Source organism: Janthinobacterium sp. 1_2014MBL_MicDiv, from assembly GCF_001865675.1.
In the GTDB taxonomy this organism is placed as follows: domain Bacteria; phylum Pseudomonadota; class Gammaproteobacteria; order Burkholderiales; family Burkholderiaceae_D; genus Janthinobacterium.
The window spans coordinates 378,198-398,803 of record NZ_CP011319.1 but is presented as its reverse complement, the minus strand read 5'-3'; the positions used below and the strand labels follow the sequence as shown (position 1 = coordinate 398,803).

General features: G+C 66.2%; 16 protein-coding genes. 5 read left to right on the top strand and 11 right to left on the bottom strand.

What is annotated here, in order from left to right; all coding sequences use genetic code 11:
• Positions 1–23 precede the first annotated feature (23 nt).
• The 11 genes from hutI to ada form a co-directional block, all read right to left on the bottom strand.
• Positions 24–1,250: an imidazolonepropionase gene (gene hutI, locus YQ44_RS01725; protein ID WP_071321904.1), complete on the bottom strand. Its 1,227-nt coding sequence runs from the start codon at positions 1,248–1,250 to the stop codon at positions 24–26.
• A 14-nt stretch (positions 1,251–1,264) separates the two neighbouring features.
• Positions 1,265–1,840, bottom strand: a complete 576-nt coding sequence (locus YQ44_RS01720; protein ID WP_071321903.1) for a HutD/Ves family protein — start codon at positions 1,838–1,840, stop codon at positions 1,265–1,267.
• Complete coding sequence (locus YQ44_RS01715; protein ID WP_071321902.1) at positions 1,840–3,228, bottom strand: formimidoylglutamate deiminase; 1,389 nt, start codon at positions 3,226–3,228, stop codon at positions 1,840–1,842. Before YQ44_RS01715 ends, YQ44_RS01720 begins: the two co-directional genes overlap by 1 nt.
• Complete coding sequence (gene hutG / locus YQ44_RS01710; RefSeq protein WP_071321901.1) at positions 3,213–4,001, bottom strand: N-formylglutamate deformylase; 789 nt, start codon at positions 3,999–4,001, stop codon at positions 3,213–3,215. Before hutG ends, YQ44_RS01715 begins: the two co-directional genes overlap by 16 nt.
• Before the next feature lie 56 nt (positions 4,002–4,057).
• Positions 4,058–5,617 (bottom strand): histidine ammonia-lyase, encoded by a 1,560-nt coding sequence (gene hutH / locus YQ44_RS01705; protein WP_071321900.1) that lies wholly within the window; start codon positions 5,615–5,617, stop codon positions 4,058–4,060.
• A 19-nt stretch (positions 5,618–5,636) separates the two neighbouring features.
• The gene (gene hutU / locus YQ44_RS01700; protein WP_071321899.1) at positions 5,637–7,340 is read right to left on the bottom strand and encodes a urocanate hydratase; all 1,704 of its coding nucleotides are present in this window, start codon (positions 7,338–7,340) and stop codon (positions 5,637–5,639) included.
• A gap of 106 nt (positions 7,341–7,446) precedes the next feature.
• Positions 7,447–9,120 (bottom strand): amidohydrolase, encoded by a 1,674-nt coding sequence (locus tag YQ44_RS01695; RefSeq protein ID WP_071321898.1) that lies wholly within the window; start codon positions 9,118–9,120, stop codon positions 7,447–7,449.
• A gap of 66 nt (positions 9,121–9,186) precedes the next feature.
• Positions 9,187–9,813, bottom strand: coding sequence for a GNAT family N-acetyltransferase (locus YQ44_RS01690; RefSeq protein ID WP_071321897.1), 627 nt, complete (start codon positions 9,811–9,813; stop codon positions 9,187–9,189).
• A 146-nt stretch (positions 9,814–9,959) separates the two neighbouring features.
• Positions 9,960–11,618, bottom strand: coding sequence for a mechanosensitive ion channel family protein (locus YQ44_RS01685; RefSeq protein WP_071321896.1), 1,659 nt, complete (start codon positions 11,616–11,618; stop codon positions 9,960–9,962).
• 74 nt (positions 11,619–11,692) lie between these two features.
• Positions 11,693–12,382, bottom strand: coding sequence for a 2OG-Fe(II) oxygenase (locus YQ44_RS01680; RefSeq protein WP_071321895.1), 690 nt, complete (start codon positions 12,380–12,382; stop codon positions 11,693–11,695).
• The gene (ada, locus tag YQ44_RS01675) at positions 12,379–13,434 is read right to left on the bottom strand and encodes a bifunctional DNA-binding transcriptional regulator/O6-methylguanine-DNA methyltransferase Ada (protein WP_071321894.1); all 1,056 of its coding nucleotides are present in this window, start codon (positions 13,432–13,434) and stop codon (positions 12,379–12,381) included. The genes YQ44_RS01680 and ada overlap by 4 nt, the downstream gene beginning before the upstream one ends.
• A 181-nt stretch (positions 13,435–13,615) precedes the next feature.
• Here ada and hutC point away from each other — a divergent pair, with 181 nt between their 5' ends.
• The 5 genes from hutC to rho all read left to right on the top strand — a co-directional run bounded on the left by hutC (position 13,616) and on the right by rho (position 20,566).
• Positions 13,616–14,335, top strand: a complete 720-nt coding sequence (hutC, locus tag YQ44_RS01670) for a histidine utilization repressor (RefSeq protein WP_071321893.1) — start codon at positions 13,616–13,618, stop codon at positions 14,333–14,335.
• Positions 14,336–14,651: 316 nt separating this feature from the next.
• Positions 14,652–17,996 carry a PAS domain-containing hybrid sensor histidine kinase/response regulator gene (locus YQ44_RS01665; protein ID WP_232251028.1) on the top strand — a complete coding sequence of 1,115 codons (3,345 nt, stop codon included), beginning with the start codon at positions 14,652–14,654 and terminating at the stop codon, positions 17,994–17,996.
• Positions 17,997–18,068: 72 nt separating this feature from the next.
• Positions 18,069–18,530, top strand: coding sequence for a response regulator (locus YQ44_RS01660; protein WP_071321892.1), 462 nt, complete (start codon positions 18,069–18,071; stop codon positions 18,528–18,530).
• Between the two features lie 291 nt (positions 18,531–18,821).
• Positions 18,822–19,148, top strand: a complete 327-nt coding sequence (gene trxA, locus YQ44_RS01655; protein WP_071321891.1) for a thioredoxin TrxA — start codon at positions 18,822–18,824, stop codon at positions 19,146–19,148.
• 155 nt (positions 19,149–19,303) lie between these two features.
• A complete protein-coding gene (rho, locus tag YQ44_RS01650) occupies positions 19,304–20,566 on the top strand; it encodes a transcription termination factor Rho (RefSeq protein ID WP_010401543.1) in 1,263 nt (420 codons plus the stop codon).
• Positions 20,567–20,606 lie beyond the last annotated feature (40 nt).

The following is a 20,606-nucleotide window of genomic DNA, read 5'->3' as shown; positions in this document are numbered from 1 at the left end:
CACGCGGCGCTCCGGACGAATGATCAATCCGCCAAGCTTACCACCGGCATGCGCCAGACACCGCCATGCACCACGCCGGCGCATGGGTTCAGGCCCAGCGCATACGCCAGGTCGGCCGGGCGCGCGATGCGCCACAGTGCGAAATCGGCGCGCTTGCCGACCACCAGGCTGCCCGTTTCCTGCTGCAGGCCCAGCGCGCGCGCCGCGTGGATCGTGCAGCCGGCCAGCGCTTCCTGCGGCGTGAGGCGCCACAGGGTGCAGGCCATGTTCATCGCCAGCAGCAGGGACGTCATGGGCGAGGTGCCCGGGTTGCAATCGGTGGACACGGCCATCGGCACGCCGGCCGCGCGCAGCCCCGCGACGGGCGGTGGCTGCGTCTCGCGCAAAAAGTAATACGCACCGGGCAGCAGCACCGCCACCGTGCCGTGCCGCGCCATGGCGGCGATGCCCTCGTCCGACAAAAATTCCAGGTGGTCGGCCGACAGGCCGCCGTAGCGCGCCACCAGGGCCGCGCCGCCCAGGTCGGACAGCTGCTCCGCATGCAGTTTGACGGGCAGATTCAAGGCGCGCGCCGCCTCGAACACCGTTTCGGTTTGCGCCGGCGTAAAGCCGATGCGCTCGCAAAAGGCGTCGACGGCGTCGACCAGGCCATCGCCGGCGAGCGCCGGCAGCATCTGCCTGCACAGCAGGTCGATATACGCATCGGCCTGGCCCGCATACTCGGGCGGCAGCGCGTGCGCGCCAAGAAACGTGGTGCGCACGGTGACTGGCAGAGTCTGCCCGATCCGGCGCGCCACGCGCAGCATCTTCGCCTCGCTGTCCGCAGCCAGGCCATAGCCGGACTTGATCTCCAGCGTGGTCACGCCCTCGGCCAGCAGCGCCAGCACGCGGGGCAGGCTTTGCCGCAGCAACTCCTCGTCGCTGGCCGCGCGCGTGGCGCGCACGGTGGACATGATGCCGCCGCCGGCGCGGCTGATGTCTTCATAGCTGGCGCCGTTCAGGCGCGCCTCGAATTCGTCGCTGCGGTTGCCCGCGTGGACGATGTGCGTATGGCAGTCGATCAGGCCCGGCGTCAGCCAGCAGCCCTGGCCGTCGAACAGGGGCGCGCCGCTGGCCGGCAGTTCGTCGCCGGGTCCGAACCAGGCGATGCGGCCATCCTTGACGGCGATGGCCGCGTCGAGCAGTTCGCCGTAACCGTGCTCCATGGTGGCCAGGTGGACGTTGTGGATGACCAGATCCCAGTCTTGCATCGGTGTTTTCCTCGTTAGATGAACAGGTCGACGCGGAACACGGCCGTGCGCTGCAAGGCGTCGAGCCGCCAGTCCTGCGCATCGTCGGCGTCCAGCAGCAGCGCGTCGTAGCGGGCCAGCGCGAACTGCTGGTCGCTGGCGCGCGCCAGCACGGGTCCCTCGCCGGCGACGAACAGCAAGGTGGCCGCGCTGCGCCGCGCCAGATTGACCGGCGCCGTGATTTTTTCCAGCTGGTGGCGACAGCGGTCGCGCCGCGTCATCACATTGAAATCCGTGGTCGGCCCCTTGACTTGCGCATCGACGGCCGCCTCGCCGGGAAACCACAGCATGGGCTGCGCCGCGCTCAAGGTCACCTTGCGCGCGCCATCGAGCATCAGCTGCACGCTGTCGCCATCGACCAGCATCAGGCTGCGGTCGATGCCGGGAAAGCTGGAAAACGGCCCGCTGGCCGTGATCGTCGCCAGGCTGATGCGCCAGTCGAAATCGTCGAAACCGGCGCCCGCTGGCGAAATGGCGATTTCCGTCGTGCTGCCGCCGCCATTTTTCCACGGCGCGGCGCGCAGGCATTCGTGCGGGATGAAGGTGGCCATCAGAGCGCCCTCAGTTGCGCCAGCGTGCGCTTGTAGGCGGTGGCGATGGCGTCCTGCGCCACGTGGCGCCCGCCGCGCACCTGCCAGCGGCCGCCGCACAGCACGTCGCGTACCAGGCTGTCGTTGCCGCAGAAGAGAAAACTGCCCAGCACATCGTCGATGGCCACGCCGCCCAGGTTGACGTGCGCCTCGTCGAGCACCAGCAGGTCGGCGCGGCAGCCCGGCGCCAGCGCGCCCAGCTTGCGCCCGGCCGCCTGCGCGCCGCCGCGCAAGGCCGCCTGCCACAGGTAGTCGCCCACATGGCGTTCATCCGGCGTGGCGGCGACATTGCGCTGCTGGCGCTGCAGACGCTGGCCATATTCGAGCCAGCGCAATTCCTCCACCGGCGACTGCGACACGTGGCTGTCGCTGCCGACGCCAAATGCCCCGCCGGCGGCGATGAATTCGGCCAGCGGGAACAGGCCATCGCCCAGGTTCGCCTCCGTCGTCGGGCACAGGCCCGCCACGGCGCCGCTGGCGGCCATCTGCGCCACCTCGTCGGGCTGCACATGCGTGGCGTGCACCAGGCACCAGCGCGCATCGACGTCGACCTGCTCGTACAGGTACTGCACCGGGCGCCGGCCGCTGAAGTCGAGGCTCTGGCGCACTTCGCCCTGCTGCTCGGCGATGTGGATGTGGATGGGACGGCCCGCAGGCAGCGCCGCCGCCACTTCGCGGATCTGTTCCACGCTGGCCGCGCGCAGCGAATGCGGCGCAAAGCCCACTTCCACCTGCCCGCCACGCAGCGGCGCCAGCGCTTCGATGATGCGCAGGACATCGTCCGCATCCGTGCGGAAGCGCGCCTGCTCCGGTTTCAACGCTTGTTCGCCGAAGCCCGCATGGCTGTACAGCACCGGCAGCATGCTCATGCCGATGCCGCTGATGCGCGCCGCGGCCAGCACGCGCTCGGCCGTCTCCGCGGGACGCGCATACATGGCGCCGCCCGCATCGCGCTGCAGGTAGTGAAATTCGCAGACGGCCGTGTAGCCATGGCGCAGGCATTCGGCGAACAGCTGCGCGGCGATGGTTTCCATCTGCTGCGGCGTGATGTGGCGCGCGAAGCGGTACATCAGCTCGCGCCAGGTCCAGAAGCTGTCCGGTGCCTTGCCAGCGCCATCCCCGGCGACTTCCGTCATGCCGCCCAGCGCGCGCTGGAAGGCGTGCGAATGCAGGTTGACCATGCCCGGCAAGACGTATTCCGCCACTTGCGCGCCAGGCGGCCGCGCGGCGTCTTCCGTGACGTGCGTCAAATCGCCGGCCGCATCCCATGCCAGCAGCACGTCGCGGCGCCAGCCCTGCGGCAGCAGCGCGTGGCGCGCGAACAGGCAGCCGCTCAACGCGCCACCCATGCCACGGCCGCTTCCATCATCTGGCGCAGCAGCGGCTGCACCTGCGCGGCCAGGTCGGGCCGGTAGCCGAACGGCGCCGCTTCATCCATGTACAGGCACTGGCACATCTCCAGCTGGATCGCATGCACGCGGCTTTCCGGCTGGCCGTAATGGCGCGTGATATGCCCGCCCTTGAAGCGCCCGTTCAGCGCCACGGTGAATTGTTCCTGCGCGCGCGCGATATCCACTACGGCGGACGTCAGGCCGCCATCGCAGCTGGCGCCGTCGGCCGTGCCGAAATTCAGGTCGGGCAGCTTGCCCTCGAAAAAGCGCGGCACGCGCGAGGCGATGGAATGGGCATCCCACAGCACCACGGCGCCGTGCACGCGCAGCAGGCGCTCCAGCTCCGCGCGCAGCTGCCGGTGGTACGGCGCCCAGTAGCGCTGCAAGCGCTGCTGCACGTCCTGCGCATCGGGTTCGCGGCCCGGCAGGTACAGCGGCTCGCGGTGGAAGGTATCGTTGGGCAGCAAGCCCGTCGTGTCCTGGCCCGGGTACAGGTTGGTGTCTTCCTGCGGGCGGTTCAAGTCGATGGTGTAGCGCGACCAGCGCGCCGACAGCACGGATGCATCCATCTCGTGCAAAAAGCCATACAGCTCGCGCAGGTGCCAGTCCGTGTCGGCCTTGATCAGCGCCTGCGGCGTCATGCGCGCGGCGATATCGTCGGGAATATCGGTGCCCACGTGGGGCATCGACACCAGCAGCGGGATGCTGCCTTCGTTGAAACGGAAATCCATTGTCGTCTCCTTGCGCCCGGCGCTTGCCCGAGGGCCGGCCAGGCGTCAGTTCATGTCTAGGCGTACAGCGGGGCGAACAGGCTCTTGCACGTGGTGCTCAGCTCACCGCGCAAGACCATCTGCTTGGCCGCTTCGATATCGGGTGCAAAGAAGCGGTCGGCATCGAAGAACGGCACTTTCTGGCGCAGCTGATGGTGCACGTGCTCGAGGTGCGGCGAGGTTTTCAGCGGGCGGTGGAAATCGATGCCCTGCGCTGCGGCCAGCAGCTCGATGCCGACGATGACGGCCGTGTTGTGCGCCATGTCGTCCAGGCGGCGCCCGGCAAACGTGGCCATGCTCACATGGTCTTCCTGGTTGGCCGACGTCGGCAGGCTGTCGACGCTGGCCGGATGCGCGAGCGACTTGTTTTCCGACGCCAGCGCAGCGGCCGTCACGTGGGCGATCATGAAGCCGGAATTGACGCCCGGGTCGCGCACGAGGAAGGGCGGCAGGCCGGACAGCGTGGCATCGATCAGCAGCGCGATGCGGCGCTCGGCCAGCGCGCCGATTTCAGCGATCGCCAGCGCCAGCGTGTCGGCCGCAAAGGCCACCGGCTCCGCATGGAAATTGCCGCCCGAGACGATTTCCGCCTGTCCGTTGGGGCCATCCTGGAAGATCAGCGGGTTGTCGGTGACGGCATTGGCCTCGATCAGCAGGGTGCGGCCGACATTGCCGATCAGGTCCAGGCAGGCGCCCATGACTTGCGGCTGGCAGCGCAGGCTGTACGGGTCCTGCACGCGCTCGTCGCCTTCCAGGTGCGAGGCGCGAATCGCGCTGTGCGCCACCAGCTGGCGGTACATCTGCGCCGCCAGGATCTGGCCTGGCTGGCCGCGCACGGCGTGCACGCGCGCGTCGAACGGCGCATCGCTGCCCTTGGCCGCGTCGAGCGACAGCGCGCCCGTGACCATCGCCGCTTCCAGCAGGCGCTCGGCCATGAACAGGCCATGCAGCGCCAGCGCATTCGACACCTGGGTGCCGTTGATCAGCGCCAGGCCCTCTTTCGCCGCCAGCACCACGGGCGCGATGCCCGCCTGCGCCAGCGCGTCCGGCGCCGGCATCAGTTCGCCGTTGACGCGCACGTCGCCCACGCCCAGCATGGCCAGCGTCATGTGCGACAGCGGCGCCAGGTCGCCCGAGGCGCCGACGGAGCCCTTGGCGGGAATGGCCGGCATGATGCCCGCGTTGTACAGGGCGATCAGGGTGTCGACGATCAGCGGGCGCACGCCGGAAAAGCCGCGCGCCAGGCTGCCGATCTTCATCAGCATGATCAGGCGCACGACGGCGTCCGACAGCAGTTCGCCCGTGCCGACCGAGTGCGACAGGATCAGGTTGCGCTGCAATTGCTCGAGCTTTTCATCGGGAATGCGCGTCTTGGCGAGCAGGCCGAAGCCCGTGTTGATGCCGTAGGCCGCATCGCCCTTGGCGACGATGGCCTGCACGGCCGCGGCCGACGCCTCGATGACGGGATAGGCCTCGGCGGCGAGGATCAGTTTGGCGGGCGCGGCCCATACGCCGCGCAGGTCGGCCAGGGTCATCGCGCCCGGTTTCAGGGTCCAACTTTTGGCATGCTGTGTCATAGTCATTCGGATCAAGGTCTCAGGGAATCATGGGAAGAATCAGGCCGTTGCGCTTGGCGCAGGCGGCCGCCGTTTCATAGCCGGCATCGGCGTGGCGCATCACGCCCGAGCCGCTGTCGTTGACCAGCACGCGCGCCAGGCGTTTCGCCGCCGCTTCGCTGCCATCGGCCACGATGACCATGCCCGCATGCTGAGAATACCCCATTCCCACGCCGCCGCCATGGTGCAGCGAAACCCAGGTGGCGCCGCCGGCCGTATTGAGCATGGCGTTGAGCAGCGGCCAGTCGGAGACGGCATCCGTGCCGTCCTTCATGCTTTCCGTCTCGCGGTTCGGGCTGGCCACGGAACCCGTGTCCAGGTGGTCGCGGCCGATGACGATGGGCGCCTTCAGCTCGCCCGTGCGCACCATCTCGTTGAAGGCCAGGCCCGCGATGTGTCGCTCGCCCAGTCCCAGCCAGCAGATACGCGCCGGAAGGCCCTGGAAGGCGATGCGCTCGCGCGCCATGTCCAGCCAGTGGTGCACCTGCTTGTGGTGCGGGAACAGCTCCTTGATCTTCGCATCCGTTTTATAGATGTCTTCCGGATCGCCCGACAAGGCCACCCAGCGGAACGGCCCCCGTCCCTCGCAGAACTGCGGGCGGATGTACGCGGGCACGAAGCCGGGGAAGTCGAAGGCGTTCTGCACGCCCTGGTCGAACGCCACCTGGCGGATGTTGTTGCCGTAATCGACAGTGTGCACGCCCATGGCGTGGAAATCGAGCATGGCCTGCACATGGGCGGCGCAGGAATCGGCGGCGGCCACCGTCAGGCGCGCATGGCGCTGCGGGTCCTGCTGCGCCGCCTTCCAGTCCGACACGCTCCAGCCGCGCGGCAGGTAGCCGTTGACCAGGTCGTGCGCGGACGTCTGGTCCGTCACCAGGTCGGGCACCAGCCCACCCTCCTTCGCGCGGCGCACCAGCTCCGGCAGCACTTCGGCCGCGTTGCCCAGCAAGCCGATGGAAATGGCTTCCTTGCGTTCGGTGTGGTACTTGACCAGTTCCAGGGCCTCATCCAGGCTGGCCGCCTGCTTGTCCAGGTAGCGCGTGCGCAGGCGGAAGTCGATGCTGCTTTGCTGGCATTCGATATTGAGCGAGACGGCGCCCGCCATGGTGGCGGCCAGCGGCTGCGCGCCGCCCATGCCGCCCAGGCCCGCCGTCAGGATCCAGCGCCCGGCCCAGTCGCCACCGAAATGCTGGCGGCCCGCCTCGGCGAAGGTTTCATACGTGCCTTGCACGATGCCCTGCGTGCCGATGTAGATCCAGCTGCCGGCCGTCATCTGGCCATACATGAACAGGCCTTGCCGATCGAGTTCGTTGAAGTGCTCCCAGTTGGCCCATTTCGGCACCAGGTTGGAGTTCGCGATCAGCACGCGCGGCGCGTCCGCGTGGGTCTGGAACACGCCCACCGGCTTGCCGGACTGGATCAGCAGGGTCTGGTCATCCTCCAGCTCGCGCAGCGAGGCGAGGATCTGGTCGAAGCAGGCCCAGTTGCGGGCCGCGCGGCCGATGCCGCCGTAAACGACCAGGTGCTGCGGGTTTTCCGCCACTTCCGGGTCCAGGTTGTTTTGCAACATGCGGTAGGCCGCCTCGGCCTGCCAACTCTTGCAAGCCATCACCGTGCCGCGCGGGGCGCGGACGGTGCGGCTGGCATCAAAGCGTGGATCGGTGTCCATTGTGCTGTTCATGCTGTCTCCTCGTAGGGGGCGAGCGGGCATGCGTGACCCGCTCTGGTGCTCCCAGCATAGGTTGTCTATACAACCAAGTCAACAGATTTTTGCAAGCGTAAACCGCCTATTTTTTCTCGAATACGCGCCTGCCCGCCACCCACGTCTGCAGCACCTGCGTCTTGCCGATGGCGCCAGGCGCCACCTTGAACAGGTCCTGGTCGACGACGATGAAGTCGGCCCATTTGCCCCGTTCCAGCGTGCCGATGACTTTCTCCTGGTGCGCCGCCCAGGCCGCGTCGAGCGTGAAGCAGCGCAGCGCCTGCGTCACCGTCATCGCCTGCTGCGGATACCAGCCGCCGGCCGGAAAGCCTTCGCTGTTCTGCCGCGTGACGGCCGCGTGGATGCCCTCGAACGGGTTCGGCGACTCGATGGGGAAGTCCGAGCCGCAGGCGATGCGCGAACCCTGCTGGAGGAAGGTGCGCCACGCATACGCGCCCTTGATGCGCTCGTGGCCCACGCGCTGCTCCGCCATGTTCTGGTCCGAGGTGGCATGCGTCGGCTGCATCGACGGCACGATGCCCAGGCTCTTGAAGCGGGGGATATCGCTCAATTGCACCACCTGCGCATGCTCCATGCGGTGGCGCAGGCCCGCGCTGCGGTATTGTCCGATCAGGGCCTGGTAGCCATCGAGGATTTGATGGTTGCCCGCGTCGCCGATGGCGTGCACATTCACCTGGTAGCCGGCGCGCATGGCTTTTTCCATCTTCGCGCGCATGACGGCGTCCGGGTAGAACAGCAGGCCACGGGTAGACGGATCGTCGCTGTACGGCGCCAGCAGGGCCGCGCCGCGGCTGCCCAGGGCGCCGTCGGACAGCAGCTTGACGGCGCGCAAGGCGTACATATCGCGCGCGTAGCTGTTCAGCGGACCGTTTTTCGCCAGCGCGTCGAAGTCGTCCGTCGTGTCGGCAATCATGCCGTACACGCGCACCGTCAGCTTGCCCTGATCCGCATAGTCGCGGAACAGCCGGTCCTGCATCCGGCCGATGCCCGCGTCGTGCACGCTGGTCAGGCCCACCTGCGACAGCTGCGCCAGCGCGCCATCGAGGGCGGCGCGGTTTTCCACGTCGCCTGGCCTGGGCAGCACGGCATCCATCAAGTCCATGGCGTTATCGACCAGCACACCCGTGGCATGGCCGTCCGCGTCGCGCTCGATCTTGCCGCCGGCCGGGTCGGGCGTATCGCGCGTGATGCCGGCCAGCGCCAGCGCGCGGCTGTTGGCCCAGCCCGCGTGGCCGTCGACCCGGCGCAGCCACACGGGGCGCGCGCTTTCCGCCGCATCGAGTTCCGCTGCCGTGGGAAAGCGCCCCAGCTTCCAGATTTCCTGGTTCCAGCCATTGCCGACGACCCAGCCGCGCTCCGGATGCGCGCGCGCGAAGTCGCCCACGGCCTGCACGGCGGCCGGCAGCGACGGGGAACCGTACAGCATCACGCCGCTGGCGATCGTGCCCAGGCCGAAGACGTGGCCGTGCGCGTCGATCAGGCCCGGCAGCACCGTCTTGCCCTGCACGTCGACATGCGTGGCGCCCTTGGCCGCCTTGCGTTTCACATCGGCCGCGCTGCCGACGGCAAGCAGCTTGCCCGCGTCGTCAAACGCCAGCGCCGTGAAACGGATCACCTTGCCGTTTGCGTCGAGCGTGTAGCCGTTGGCATTGTCGATCACCGTGTCGGCGTGGGCCTGGCCCAGGGCGCCCAGGCAGGCGAGTACGGTCAGGGTGCGGCGCAAGTGCGGGTTCGGCATGTCCATCTCCAGGTCTTTGAGTCATTCACAAAAAGACGAGTGTATAGAAATTGGCAAAATGGTCAATCAGGCAGCGTGCGGGTTTCCTGCAGCGGGCCGCAGCATCAGCCAGTAATCGCGCCCCGTGACGGCTTCCGCATGGCGTGCCGCCACGTCGAAACCGAGGCGGCCATAGAATGGCAGGCTGCGTTCGTTGTAGGTCTCCAGGAAACAGGCGGCGCCCGCCGCATCGACGGCCGCCAGGCCAGGCGCCAGCACGCAGGCGCCCAGCCCGCGGCCTTGCGCGTCCGGATGAATGCCGGCGATCGACAAATACCACGCATCGTGCAAGCCATGCGGCGCCAGCGCGTGTTCCATGTTTGCCACGATGGCCGTGAAATGGGCGAAGCCCTGCTCTCCCAGCAGCGCGCGCAAGCCTTGCTCGCGCTGCGCATACGCGGCCTGGCGCACGGCCGCCGGCGCATCCGTCGTCCAGATGGCGGCGCCATGGCCCGCCGCATCAGCCAGGTCGACCCGGCCCGCCTGTTCGCCTTCAAGCAGCGCCAGCGCGAAGTAGGCCGCCAGCATGTTCCGCCGCGCCGCCTCGTCCTCGCCGCACGCCACCGTGACGGCGCGGTAAAACGGGTCGCCGATCAGGGCGGCGGCCAGGCTGCGGGCGGTATTGGAAACTTCGGTGCGGGATGGCTCGGACATGAATACGCTTTCTCTTCGTTGTAACGCCCGGCATCTTAACGCAAGCACCGATCCCTTGCGACCGGCCAATACGTGCAAGACGCCACGGGCCTGCGCCGAGGCTGTCAGGTGGACTGCCCCATGATCAGGCACCGCGTCGCGTGACCTTACTTCGCCCCGTCCTGCGGCTTTTGCGCCGGCGCCCTGAACCACTGCTCCGGCGGCACCACATGCGACTCTTTCGGGTCATCGATGTAGTGCGGCGAGGTGATCTGCACGTCGAATTCGTTGAAGACGTCGATGATGTTCTGGTGCAGCTGGTTCAGCACTTCGGCCCGCTGGCGCGGGACTTCCGCGCTGGCGTAGGCCACCAGGCGATATTGCACATAATAATCTTGCAGGGCCAGCTGCATCACATACGGTTTCGGCGTGGCGGACAGCTCTGTCGTGCGCGAGGCGGCCAGCTCCAGCATGGCGTGCACCTGGCGCCATGGCGTGGCGTAGCCGATGGTGACGGTGGAGTCGAGCACGAAGCCGCCGCCGGGCTGGGCGCGCGAATAGTTCTTCGTCGTCTGCGACATCACCCACGCGTTCGGCAAGGCCACTTCCTCGCCCAGGCCCGTGCGCAAGCGCGTCTCGAACATGCCGACGTCGACCACCGTGCCTTCGCTGTCGCCCACGCGCACATATTCGCCCTTGCGCAAGGCCCGCGTGTACATCAGGATCAGGCCGCTGGCCCCCTGCCCGACGATGCTCGACGCGCCGATCGAGACCATCAGGCCCACCAGCACGGACAGGCCCTGGAAGGCGGCCGTGTGCGAACCGGGCAGGTAGGGGTAGGCCATGGCCAGCGCGAACAGCCAGATCACCACGCTGGCGATGCGGCGCGTGGGCAGGGCCGTGTCCTTGTCGAGCCAGCCGATCTGCAGTTCCCCGCTTTCCACGCGCTTGAACAGCGAAGCGGCCGTGGCGGCGATCAGGCGCGCGATGGCGAAGATCACGCACACCAGCACCAGCCCCGGCAGGGCGCCGATGATGGCATGGAAGACGTCGGCCGCCACGTCGAACAGGTAGCCGCTCAGGCTTTCGCCCCACGAGCGCGTGTAGGGCAGGCGGCCCAGCACGAAGGCGGCCCACAGGTACGTGGCCATCAGGCGCAAGCCCCACAGCACGGCGCTGAGCAGCTGGTAGGCAAAGGCGATGTAATGCTCGGCATCGAGCACGCGCACGTTTTTCAGGCGCACGTCGCGCAGGCGCGAGGCCAGCAGGATGCCGCTGCGGCGCTTGGCCCAGCGGTACAGGCGCGTCAGGCCCATCCACACCAGCCAGAATACGAGGGTGGCGGCCGCGCACACGGCGGCGGCGATGGCCAGGTAGCGCCAGCTGTTCTGCTCCTGGTAATCGAGCACGGCCTTGCTCAACTCCTCGGCCGCCGTTTTCGCCACGCTTTCCGTCGTGTCGCCGGCCAGCTGGTTGACGTCGCCGGGCACGACGACAAACAGCTGCACGCCGTCGAGCAGCACCTGCGTGCCTTCGGGAATCATGCGCGTGCTCGTCTTCAAGGGGCCGTTCTTCGCCAGCACGCCGTCGAGGCGGCGCTGCGCGCCCGTGGCCCGCTCTTCCGGCGGATAGCCGGCCAGCGCGGCGCGGAAGACGAATACCTTGCGGTTGGCAAACATCAGCGGCGCCGTCCTGACCGCCACGGCAGGCGCTGGCGCCATGACAGAGGCGGCCTCCGCGACGAGGGATGGCGCAGCCTCCTGCGCATGGGCCGCAGGCAAGAGGAAGATCGTCAATAGGCACAGCAGGCGGAAAAACGCGGACATGGCAGGGTCGGTAAGTGACAGGGAACAGCCATCATGCCATGTAATCCCGGAAACTCAAGCGCCACGCATCCGCGTCAGCCCGCATCGTGGAAAATGATGCCCAGGGTATGGCGCGAGCCCGAACGCAGGCGCGACACGCCGTGCCGCATGATGACGCGGTAATTGCCGCGCGTGCCGCTCACGGGGCGCTGCGCCACGGGAAAGAGCACGGCGTCGCCCTGCGCCAGCGGCACCACCTCGGCGCGCGACTGCATGCGCGGGCGCTGCTCCGTCAGCACGAACTCGCCGCCCGTGAAATCCTCGTGCGGGCGCGACAGCAGCACGGCCAGCTGCAGCGGAAATACGTGTTCGCCATACAGGTCCTGGTGCAGGCAGTTGTAATCGCCTTCGCGATAGCGCAGCAGCAAGGGCGTGGGCCGCGCCTGCCCCGCCGCATGGCAGCGCGCGAGGAAATCCGCATGCGCCAATGGAAAGCGCGCCTCCAGGCCCAGGCTGGCCTGCCAGCGGTTGGCAATCGCCGCCAGGCGCGGATACAAGCCCATGCGCAGGGCGGCCACCGCATCCGGCAGCGGATAGGCGAAATACTGGTACTCGCCCTGCCCAAACCCATGGCGCTGCATCACCACGCGGCTGCGAAAGCGCGACGCGTCGTCATATAGCGCCGCCAGCGCGGCGCAATCCTCCCCGCTCAGCAAGCCAGGCACGACGGCGCAGCCATATTGATTCAGCTCGTCCTCGATGCGCTGCCAATCGAGCGCCTTCACCGTTCGCCCTCGCGTTCCAGCAGCGCCTGCTTGCGCTCCACGCCCCAGCGGTAACCGGACAGGGCGCCATCGTTGCGCACCACGCGATGGCAGGGGATGGCGATGGCCAGCGCATTCGCGGCGCAGGCGCCCGCCACGGCGCGCGCCCCGTTCGGCGCGCCGATGCGGCGGGCCAGTTCGGCATAGCTGACGGTGCTGCCGGCGGGAATCTCGCGCAAGGCTTGCCACACGCGCTGCTGGAAGACGGTGCCGCGCACGTCGAGCGGCAAGTCCAGGCCCAGGCCCGGCGCCTCGACCAGGCCGACGACGCGCGCCACCGTCTGCTCGTACTCGGGCTCGGCACCGCGCAGCTCGGCGCGGGGAAAGCGGTCCTGCAAGTCGCGCAGCAGCACTTCCGGGTCGTCGTCGATGAGGATGGCGCAAATGCCCTTGTCCGTGCTGGCCACGAGGATGGCCCCCAGCGAGCAGGCGCCGATGGCAAAGCGGATCACGGCGCCGCTGCCGCCGTCGCGGAAGGCGCCCGGCGTCATGCCCAGCAAGCCCGGCGTGGCGGCATAGAAGCGCCCGCTGGAATTGAAGCCGGCCGCATATAAAGTGTCCGTGACGTTCGCGGCGCCCTGCAAGCCGGCCTTGAGCCGCTCGCCGCGCCGCGCCGCCGCATACGCTTTCGGCGTGATGCCCGTGTGCGCCTTGAAGACGCGGTGAAAATGAAAGCGGCTCATGCCGGCGGCCCTGGCAAGGCTGTCCAGGTCGGGCAAGTCGTCGCTGGCGTCGATCAGGCGGCAGATGTCGGCCACGACGGCCGCCTGGCGCTGGGCCAGCGGCGGCTGGTCGGGCTTGCAGCGCAGGCAGGGGCGAAAGCCGGCCGCTTCCGCCGCGGCACAGCTGGCGTGGAAAGCCACGTTGCGGCGCAAGGCGGGACGCGCCGCGCAAGAGGGCCGGCAATACACGCCCGTCGTGCGCACCGAATAATAAAAGACGCCGTCGGCGTCAGGCGCGCGCCGCTGCACGCCGTCCCAGCGTTCGTCGTCGGTCAGATAAGCGTGTTCCATGGCGGACTCCCTGCAAATAGATAGTAAGTAGCCAGCATAGCCAGCGCCGCCGGACGCCACACTCCGGCGCTTGCTTTTGAATTCAAAAAAAGGCTGGCGGCGCCTGCCTTGCTCGGTGCTAAAATCGTTCATCGCGCCTCCGCCCGGAGGCGCGCCCAGCCCGCGCTTCGGAGAAACCGCATTGGACGATCACATTACACAAGAAAATACGCCCATTTTCCAGCGCATCAAGGATTTTCTGCTGGCCGGCATCGCCGCCGGGCGCTGGAAGGAAGGTGACGTCATTCCTTCCGAGCAAGCGCTGGTGAAGCAATTCGGCGTTTCGCGCATGACCGTCAACCGCGCCGTGCGCGAACTGACCAGCGAGCAGGTGCTGACGCGGCGCCAGGGATCGGGCACTTATGTGGCGCAGCAAAAATACCAGGCGACCTTGTTGGAAATCAAGAGCATCGCCGATGAAGTGCGCGCGCGCGGGCATATCCACCGCAGCAGCTTGCAGTTGCTGGAACGCACCAAGGCGTCGGACTTGCTGGCCAAGCAATTCGGCATGGTGCCGGAACACCCGCTGTTTCATTCGCTGATCGTGCACTTTGAAAACGGCGTGCCGATCCAGGTGGAAGACCGCTGGGTCAATCCCGACTGCGCGCCCGACTACATGACGCAGGACTTTGCCAGCATCACGCCGAACGAATACCTGATGGCGGCCGCACCCCTGCAGGGCGCCACCTACAGCATCGAGGCGCTGTCGGCGCCGCGCGACATCGCCGAAATGCTGGCCATCGACACGAAACAGGCGTGCCTGGTGCTGCGCCGCCAGACGCGCTCGGGCGGCAAGATCGCCTCGATCGCCACCATGTGGCATCCGGGCCACCGCTATCAGTTCGCCGGCAGCTTCGCCTGAAGCCACGCCTTGTGATTCAGTAGCATGATTTCACGCAAACTTTCTCACGAATTCTCACCAAATCGCTAATAAATCGGCCATTTCGGGGCAAAAAAATCCCCGTTTTTGCCGTTTCAGAACTTAAATACTCCGAGTAAATATTCGATGCTATAGTTGCCGCCAGAAAGCGCCACAGGCGCGTATTTGCGTGCGCGTCCTGTCGTGCCAGCCCTGTCCAATCACGCCCCAGAAAGGGATGCATTTGTCGTCTTGCAGCCACACGAGTTTCAGCGTACCACGCCGTCGGCGCCTTGCGCTGCGCAGGCTCGCTCGTACGATGCTGGCTGCGGGCATCCCCCTGACCCTGCCCGCCTTGGCGCAGGCGGCCGCGTCCGTCGCCGCGCCTGTGCTGCTGTGGCCGTTTGCCGCGGCCAGCGCCACGGCCCTGGCGGGACTGGCTTGCTGGCAAGCCTGGCGCTGGCGGCAACAGGTGCATCACCTGCGGCTGCCGCCCGACCGCATGGCCGGGCCGCATGCCACGCAAGCCTTGCGCGGCGCGGCCATGACCGGCTGGACGTGGCGGCGCCAGTCCGACCAGCTGCTGTTCGCTCCCCAGTACCAGGATTTGCTCGGCGACAAGAACGCCAGGCTCGCGCACACGCTGGCCGATTGGCTGGCCGAAGTGCACCGCGATGACCGCGCACGCCTGAGCCAGATATTTCACCAGCATATAGACGGTCAGGCGCCTGGCAGCTTCAGCTGCGAATTTCGCCTGCGCCACAGCGATGGCCACTGGCGCTGGCTGCTGGCGCGCGGCGCCGTCCTGACGCGCGCCTCCGATGGCGCCGCCACCCAGGCCAGCGGCATCGTCTGCGACATCAGCGAGCGCAAGGCGGACGAGGAATCGCGCATGCGCTGCATGCTCGAAGCGGCACCCGAAGCGATGCTGGTGGCCGATATCGACGGCAAGGTGCACTACGCCAACCAGATCGGCGCGCGCTGCTTCGGCTACCCGCTGGCCGAACTGATCGGCATGTCGCTGGAGCAGCTGGTACCGGAAAGCACGGCCAGCCACTCGGCCAGCGACCCGCAAGCACGGCACAGCCTGCCAGGCAGGGTGATGATGGCGCGCCGCCGCGACGGCACGCATTTCCCGGCCAAGGTCAGCCTGTCGCCGCTGCGCATGGCCGGCCAGGTGTTTTCCATCGTCTCGCTGCGCGACATGACGCAGCGGCAACGCGCCGAGGAAGCGCTGCACGCCAGTTCGGAGCGCTATCGCCTGATCGTGCAGACGGCGGCCGAAGGCATCTGGATGACGGACGGGGATGGCAAGACCACCTTCGTCAACCCGAAGATGGCGCATATGCTCGGTTACACGGTGCAGGAAATGCTGGGCCGCCCCATGCTCGACTTCATGGACCGCGACAGCCAATTGCTGATGCAGCGCCGCCTGGCCAGCCACGGCAGCCTGGCCAGCCAGCCGGACCAGGTCGACTTCCGCTTCTTCCGCAAGGACCTGTCCAGCCTGTGGGGCTTGCTGTCGAGCACCAGCATCCAGTCCGACAATGGCGAGCCGGGCGGCACCCTGGCCATGATCACCGACATCACGGAACGGCGCCAGGCCTCGATCGCCCTGTCGAATTCCAGCCAGCGCATGGCGTCCGTCTTCGGCGCCGTGACGAATGGCCTGGTGGTGCAGGACAGCCGTGGCCACATACTGGAAAGCAATGCGGCCGCCGCGCGCATGCTGGCGGCCAGTCCGGCCGGCAACAGCCTGTGGCAAGCCATCCGCGAAGATGGTTCGGCCTTCGACCAGCGCAGCCACCCCGTGCACATCACGCTGTCGACGGGCGAAGCCATGCGCGACGTGCTGATGGGCGTGCAGCAAACGGACGGCAGCCTGTCATGGCTGTCCGTGAACACGGAAGCGATCCGCGACGAATACGGCAAGGTCAGCATGGTGGTGGCCAGCCTGACGGACATCACGTATCACAAGCGCAGCGAGAGCGCCTTGCGCGAGCTCAATGAACATCTGGAAGAACGGGTGGCGCAGCGCACGGAGCAGCTCGACCAGGCCAAGCAGGTGGCGGAAGAGGCGAGCCTGGCGAAAGGACAGTTCCTGGCCAACATGAGCCATGAAATCCGCACGCCGATGAATGGCGTGATCGGCATGGCCTACCTGGCGCTGAAGACGGAACTGGAACCGCGCCAGCGCGATTACCTGGAAAAGATCCGCTTTGCCGGAGAACACTTGCTGGGCATCATCGACGACATCCTCGACATTTCGAAGATCGAGGCGGGCAAGCTGGAAATCGAACGCGTCAACTTCAGCTTTGACCACGTGGTGCAGACGCTGATGACGGTGGTGGCGCCGCGCGCGGCCGGCAAGAACCTGGAACTGGTGTTTGAAATCGACCCGCAACTGCCGGCCGTGCTGGTGGGCGACCCCTTGCGCCTGGGGCAAGTACTGATCAACTACGCGAACAATGCCATCAAGTTCAGCGAACAGGGCAGCATCACGGTCAAGGTCCACAAGGTCATCGGCGACGCCAAGCACTGCCTGGTGCGCTTTGAAGTATGCGACCACGGCATCGGCCTGTCGCAGGATGAAATGAGCAAGCTGTTCCAGTCATTCCAGCAGGCCGACACGTCCACCACGCGCGAGTATGGCGGCACGGGCCTGGGCCTGGCCATCTGCAAGCAGCTGGCCCAGCTGATGGGCGGCGATGTCGGCGTCGACAGCCGTCCCGGCGCCGGCAGCACCTTCTGGTTCACGGCCAACCTGGGCATTTCCGACCAGGCGGCGCCGGCCATGCTCGACAGCATGGTGCAGACGGCGGCCGCCATGCGCGCCAGCGCCGATGCGGCCCTGGTGATGCGCACACTCAAGCATGCGCGCATCCTGCTGGTGGAAGACAACACCTTCAACCAGCAAGTGGCGCTGGAACTGCTGGAAGAAGCGGGCGCCTCCGTCTGCCTGGCCAACAATGGCGAGGAGGCGCTCGACCTGCTGCGCCAGACGCAGTTCGACTGCGTGCTGATGGACGTGCAGATGCCGCTGATGGACGGCTTGCAGGCGACGCGCCACATCCGCGCCGATCCGCAGCTGGCGCACCTGCGCGTGCTGGCCATGACGGCCACGGCCACCAGCGAAGACCGCGTGCGCTGCCTGGACGCCGGCATGGACGATTTCATTTCCAAGCCCATCCAGCCGGCCATGATGTACCAGACCATCGCCAGCTGGCTGCCGGCGCGCGAGACCCCGCCCCCGCCCGCCCGCAGCCGCGCCGCGCCCGCCTTCAAGACCACGCTGGCCGGCGATCCGCAAGTGATCGACCTGTCCATCCTGGCCAAGTTGCTGGGTTACAACCCGGAAAAAGTGCGCAAGTTTGCCTTCAAGTTCCTGCAAACGACGCAGGATGGCTTTGGCGACATCGACGCCGCCCTGGCGCGCGGCGACGTGCACCAGGTGCGCGAACTGGGGCACCGCATCAAATCCTCGGCCCGCACGGTGGGCGCGCTGGGCCTGGCCGAGCTGTGCCACAGCCTGGAAACCCTGCCGCCGGGCGAACCGGCCGAGGAAGCCGAACGGGCGCGGCGCATCGTCACGCGCCTGTGGCCCCTGCTGGAACAGATTACCGAACAAATCATGAACAACACCAGCTTTGCCAATGACGACTAGCCACCGCCAACGTCCATTGCAGCCGGGTACCGGCATCGACCACGATGCAGCCTACACACAGAAAGACAGCACATGAACAACGCATCCAAACAACACATCGAGGCCCAGGCTCAGGCAAGCGAGGCGGCGCCGCTGCGCGTGCTGCTGCTCGACGACGACGTCTTCATGCTCGACGTGCTCAGCGACATGCTCGAGCAGCTGGGCGAGTTCGATATCCGCTGCGAATCGCACAGCGAGCTGGCCCTGACCACCCTGCAGCAGCACCAGCCGGACTTGCTGATCTGCGACCTGTCCATGCCCGACATCGACGGCATCGAATTTCTGCGCATGGCGGCCGACAACGGCTTCCGCGGCGGCGTCGTCCTGCTGTCTGGCCTGCATTCGGCCGTGCGCCTGGCGGCGGAGCGCCTGGCCGTGGCGAATGGCCTGCATATATTAGGCACCTTCCGCAAACCGATGGAAAGCGCGGAATTGCAGCTGATGGTGAACTTGCAACTGCAGAAAACGGCCCGCCTGGCCGGCATGCAAGCCTAGTCCTGCCTGCCGGCCTGCATGCCGCAAGCCAGCAGGCATGCGGCTTTGCGGACCGGCCACGGCATTCGGGGACGATCTGCCTCAAGTTTTTCTGCAATAATCGCCACGCTTTGAAAAAATGGGTTATTATTTCAGCCATCCCCGCCTGCATACCTCTGGTCGCACCTTCCAAGAACATTGAATTCGTGCCCATTGTCCCCATCTTCTAGTTGCATTCCAGGAAGCATGGATGGCGAACCAGCGTATGGTTAATTCCAGGCATTATTGATCCCACCCTCATTTGAGGAAAATATGAGCGAAAATATCAAACACATTAGCGATGCATCTTTTGAAGCAGACGTCCTGAAATCCGAATTGCCAGTCCTGGTGGACTTCTGGGCAGAGTGGTGCGGTCCCTGCAAGGCCATCGCTCCGATCCTGGAAGAAGTCGCCAAGGAATACGCGGGCCGCATCCTGATCGCCAAGATGGACGTTGACGCCAACCAGGCAGTGCCTGCCAAGTTCGGCATCCGTGGCATCCCGACCCTGATCCTGTTCAAGGATGGCGTGGCAGCGGCGCAAAAAGTCGGCGCCATGGCCAAAGGCCAGTTGACCGCTTTCGTCGACAGCAACATTTAATGTATGATAGGCAGCGCTGCGCCCGCAGCGCCGCCTGATTGGATCGTCCGGGAAGCGGCTTTCGTACCATTCGTGCAAAACCTTCCCCAATAATTAATCAAGCCACGCAGTCCCCTCCCCTACCTTTACATCCCGTCTCGGGACACTCAACACATATGCATTTATCCGAACTAAAGGCCCTACACGTATCCGCCCTGCTTGAGATGGCGATCGGTCTTGACATTGACAACGCAGCCCGCTTGCGCAAACAGGAGCTGATGTTCGCTATCCTGAAAAAACGCGCCAAGTCCGGCGAACAGATTTTTGGCGATGGCGCCCTGGAAGTGCTGCCTGACGGCTTCGGCTTCCTGCGCTCGCCTGACGCCAGCTACATGGCGTCCACCGACGACATTTACATCTCCCCTTCGCAAATCCGCCGCTTCAACCTGCACACCGGCGATTCGATCGAGGGCGAGGTACGGACCCCGAAAGATGGCGAACGCTATTTCGCACTGGTCAAAGTAGACAAGGTCAACGGCGAATCGCCGGAAGCCTCGAAACACCGCATCCTGTTTGAAAACCTGACGCCGCTGCACCCGAACGAGCCGCTGCGCCTGGAACGTGAAATGAATGGCCAGGAAAACATCACCGGCCGCATCATCGACCTGATCGCCCCGATCGGCAAAGGCCAGCGCGGCTTGCTGGTGGCGTCGCCGAAATCCGGCAAGTCCGTGATCCTGCAGCACATCGCGCATGCGATCACGGCCAACCACCCCGATATCACGCTGATCGTGCTGCTGATCGACGAACGTCCGGAAGAAGTGACCGAAATGCAACGTTCGGTACGCGGCGAAGTCGTCGCCTCGACCTTCGACGAACCGGCCACGCGCCACGTGCAAGTGGCTGAAATGGTGCTGGAAAAAGCCAAGCGCCTGGTCGAAATGAAAAAAGACGTGGTGATCCTGCTCGATTCGATCACCCGCCTGGCCCGCGCCTACAATACCGTCATCCCTGCCTCGGGCAAGGTGCTGACCGGCGGTGTCGACGCCAACGCGCTGCAACGTCCAAAACGCTTCTTCGGCGCCGCGCGCAATATCGAAGAAGGCGGCTCGCTGACCATCATCGCCACGGCGCTGATCGAAACGGGTTCGCGCATGGATGACGTGATCTTTGAAGAATTCAAGGGTACCGGCAACATGGAAGTGCATCTGGAACGCCGCCTGGCTGAAAAACGTGTCTATCCGGCAATCAACCTGAACAAATCGGGTACCCGTCGCGAAGAACTGCTGATCAAGCCGAACGAGCTGCAAAAAATCTGGATTCTGCGCAAGTTGCTGTACTCGATGGACGAGATCGAGGCGATGGAGTTCATTCTGGACAAGATGAAGGCGACGAAGAACAACGCCGAATTCTTCGACATGATGCGCCGGGGGGGGTAAACCTACTGCGCGTCCCGCTCTACGGCCTGTGTTGCTCGCT

Bases quoted from the DNA above. Each gene is read 5' to 3' on its own strand.
- hutI (WP_071321904.1), bottom strand. From the start codon at position 1,250: ATGCAAGACTGGGATCTGGTCATCCACAACGTCCACCTGGCCACCATG.
- YQ44_RS01720 (WP_071321903.1), bottom strand. From the start codon at position 1,840: ATGGCCACCTTCATCCCGCACGAATGCCTGCGCGCCGCGCCGTGGAAA.
- YQ44_RS01715 (WP_071321902.1), bottom strand. From the start codon at position 3,228: ATGGGTGGCGCGTTGAGCGGCTGCCTGTTCGCGCGCCACGCGCTGCTG.
- hutG (WP_071321901.1), bottom strand. From the start codon at position 4,001: ATGGATTTCCGTTTCAACGAAGGCAGCATCCCGCTGCTGGTGTCGATG.
- hutH (WP_071321900.1), bottom strand. From the start codon at position 5,617: ATGACACAGCATGCCAAAAGTTGGACCCTGAAACCGGGCGCGATGACC.
- hutU (WP_071321899.1), bottom strand. From the start codon at position 7,340: ATGAACAGCACAATGGACACCGATCCACGCTTTGATGCCAGCCGCACC.
- YQ44_RS01695 (WP_071321898.1), bottom strand. From the start codon at position 9,120: ATGCCGAACCCGCACTTGCGCCGCACCCTGACCGTACTCGCCTGCCTG.
- YQ44_RS01690 (WP_071321897.1), bottom strand. From the start codon at position 9,813: ATGTCCGAGCCATCCCGCACCGAAGTTTCCAATACCGCCCGCAGCCTG.
- YQ44_RS01685 (WP_071321896.1), bottom strand. From the start codon at position 11,618: ATGTCCGCGTTTTTCCGCCTGCTGTGCCTATTGACGATCTTCCTCTTG.
- ada (WP_071321894.1), bottom strand. From the start codon at position 13,434: ATGGAACACGCTTATCTGACCGACGACGAACGCTGGGACGGCGTGCAG.
- YQ44_RS01665 (WP_232251028.1), top strand. From the start codon at position 14,652: ATGCTGGCTGCGGGCATCCCCCTGACCCTGCCCGCCTTGGCGCAGGCG.
- YQ44_RS01660 (WP_071321892.1), top strand. From the start codon at position 18,069: ATGAACAACGCATCCAAACAACACATCGAGGCCCAGGCTCAGGCAAGC.
- trxA (WP_071321891.1), top strand. From the start codon at position 18,822: ATGAGCGAAAATATCAAACACATTAGCGATGCATCTTTTGAAGCAGAC.
- rho (WP_010401543.1), top strand. From the start codon at position 19,304: ATGCATTTATCCGAACTAAAGGCCCTACACGTATCCGCCCTGCTTGAG.